Source organism: Lactobacillus sp. HMSC08B12, from assembly GCF_001808415.1.
Lineage (GTDB): Bacteria > Bacillota > Bacilli > Lactobacillales > Lactobacillaceae > Lactobacillus > Lactobacillus delbrueckii.
Genome location: NZ_KV793142.1, coordinates 1 through 2,415, shown reverse-complemented (window position 1 = coordinate 2,415; position 2,415 = coordinate 1). Strand labels below are relative to the sequence as shown.

Below are 2,415 nucleotides of genomic sequence, written 5' to 3'. Positions count from 1 at the left end.
TTATCTGACAGATGGCTTAGGCAATTACGTACTGAACGATGGCAGAAATTACGTCAACTCAAAGCAGTGCCAGTTGATTACGCATAATAGCAGCTGGCAAAAGGCAGAGCAAATGCTTTCGCTTTACGAATTTAAGTAAAAAGAGGCCCGCAAACCCTATCCCTCCACCCATTGAAAAAGGTGGAATCTTGGGCTTGCCAGCCATTGAATTAATCATTGAGCACCGCGCCCGGCCAGAAGAAGACTGGTGCGTGTTTGCCTCAGGCGTCGTGCCGGCAATTTCCGCCATGATCCGGCAGTTCACCAGCCCTGGCGACCAGATTTTGGTCCAGGAACCGGTCTACAACATGTTCTACTCTGTGATTGAAGGCAATGGCCGCCGGGTAATTTCCAGTGACTTGGTATATGAGAATGGCAAGTACTCGGTAAACTGGTCTGATTTGGAAGAAAAATTGGCGACTCCGTCTGTCCGGATGATGGTCTTCTGCAACCCACACAACCCAATCGGCTATGCTTGGAGCGAAGAGGAAGTCAAGCGGATCGCGGAACTTTGCGCCAAGCACCATGTACTCTTGATTTCTGACGAAATTCACGGGGACCTGGTTTTAACGGATGAAGACATTACCCCTGCATTTACGGTAGATTGGGATGCCAAAAACTGGGTAGTTTCTTTGATCTCACCAAGCAAGACCTTCAACTTGGCGGCGTTGCACGCGGCTTGCGCGATTATCCCTAACCCAGATTTGCGCGCCCGGGCTGAGGAGAGCTTTTTCCTGGCCGGCATCGGGGAACCAAACTTGTTGGCCATCCCGGCAGCAATTGCCGCTTATGAAGAAGGCCATGACTGGCTCCGTGAACTCAAGCAAGTGTTGCGGGACAACTTTGCTTATGCCCGGGAATTTTTGGCAAAAGAAGTGCCGGAAGTGAAGGTACTTGACTCAAACGCCAGCTACCTGGCCTGGGTCGACATCAGCGCTCTTGGGATGAACGCGGAGGACTTCTGCAAGTATCTGAGGGAGAAGACGGGCTTGATCATCTCTGCCGGGAACGGCTACCGGGGCAATGGACATGAATTTGTCCGGATTAACCTGGCCTGCCCGAAAGAATTGGTAATTGACGGGATGCAAAGGCTGAAGCAGGGAGTACTTAATCTAAATAACTAAATGGCAAAATGCCAGTAGAACGGGGATTGAATGGCAAGGCCTGTAGCTTGCGAGACAAACTGTGTTGAACGTATAATAATAGGCAAAATAATGGTTATTGAATGAGGATATAAAAATGACTTATAGTGTTTTTAAGGTTGTGAATTGGTTGCGGGTAAAAAACAACGCCGAGTCGATGATTAAAAGCAACTTTCGGACACGCAAGTCTAATGCCTCAAGAATCAGAAGGACGTATAAGACATATTTTGCGTTTAATTTTTCTTTTCTCACAAGAGACAAACGATACAATCTTAATAAAAACAACAATAGTATCGATAGGAATGTCCAGGCGAAGTTGTTGGAGAAAATAGAGAAGCTCTCTATTGAAGAAATATCGGTTGTCTTGGGGTGAAGAACAAGGTCTCAAACAACTCCCTGATAATGTGGTTTCTTTAAGCATTAACCCATTTTTTCAAGCTCCGGACGCTTAGAAGAATGTGGTGACGTCTACTGGGTATTTCGGCTAAATGACAAAGGTCGAGTAATTGGTAAAATCAACCGTAACATTTTCTATATTTTGGCAATCGACACAAAGTTCAATTTATATAAGCACTAGCCCCTGGGCTCTGGATGATAAAATATCGTTCGGAGTCTTATTTTTATCCTAGCAAGCGATATAACTAAATCACTCTGTAATTATCTATTGCGCCAAAGCTATCCAATTAGTATCCTTTAATTAGCTTTATGAAAAGAATTGAGGATGGAATATGCTTTATCAGCAAATCGAGCAAAACAAGCGCAATACCTGGATCGTGCTGGGTGGCTTTACGGCCTTGCTTTTAGCTATTGCTGGCATGTTGTCAGTTTATTTGACCTTCTGGGCCGGCATGATCTTTTTAGCCGCGGGAATCATTTACATGGTCTATATCTACTTTTATTCGACCAGACACTTGATGCGGATCACCCATGCGGTGGAAATCAACCAAGAGAACGTCCCTCAACTTTACGAAATGGTGGAGGAGATGAGCCTGGCCGCTGGCATCCCCATGCCGAAAGTCTACGCCATTCCAAGCAATATCCCCAACGCCTTCGCGACCGGCCGCGACCCGAAGCATGCCAGCCTGGCGGTTACTTCCGGCCTTGTAAAAATCATGAACCATGATGAACTCTTAGGCGTGATCGGCCACGAGATATCTCACATCCGTAACTATGACTTGCGGGTAACGACGATTACCTCAGCTCTATCTAGTGTAGTGTCATACTGATATCTTAA

General features: G+C 46.2%; 1 protein-coding gene and 1 pseudogene. Both read left to right on the top strand.

The features are described from left to right. Positions 1 to 194: 194 nt before the first annotated feature. Positions 195 to 1,163 (top strand): MalY/PatB family protein, encoded by a 969-nt coding sequence (locus tag HMPREF3168_RS04335; protein ID WP_246825680.1) that lies wholly within the window; start codon positions 195 to 197, stop codon positions 1,161 to 1,163. A 746-nt stretch (positions 1,164 to 1,909) separates the two neighbouring features. Continuing rightward, positions 1,910 to 2,398, top strand: a pseudogene (locus HMPREF3168_RS04325) (M48 family metalloprotease); the annotation flags it as partial. Between the last annotated feature and the right edge of the window lie 17 nt (positions 2,399 to 2,415).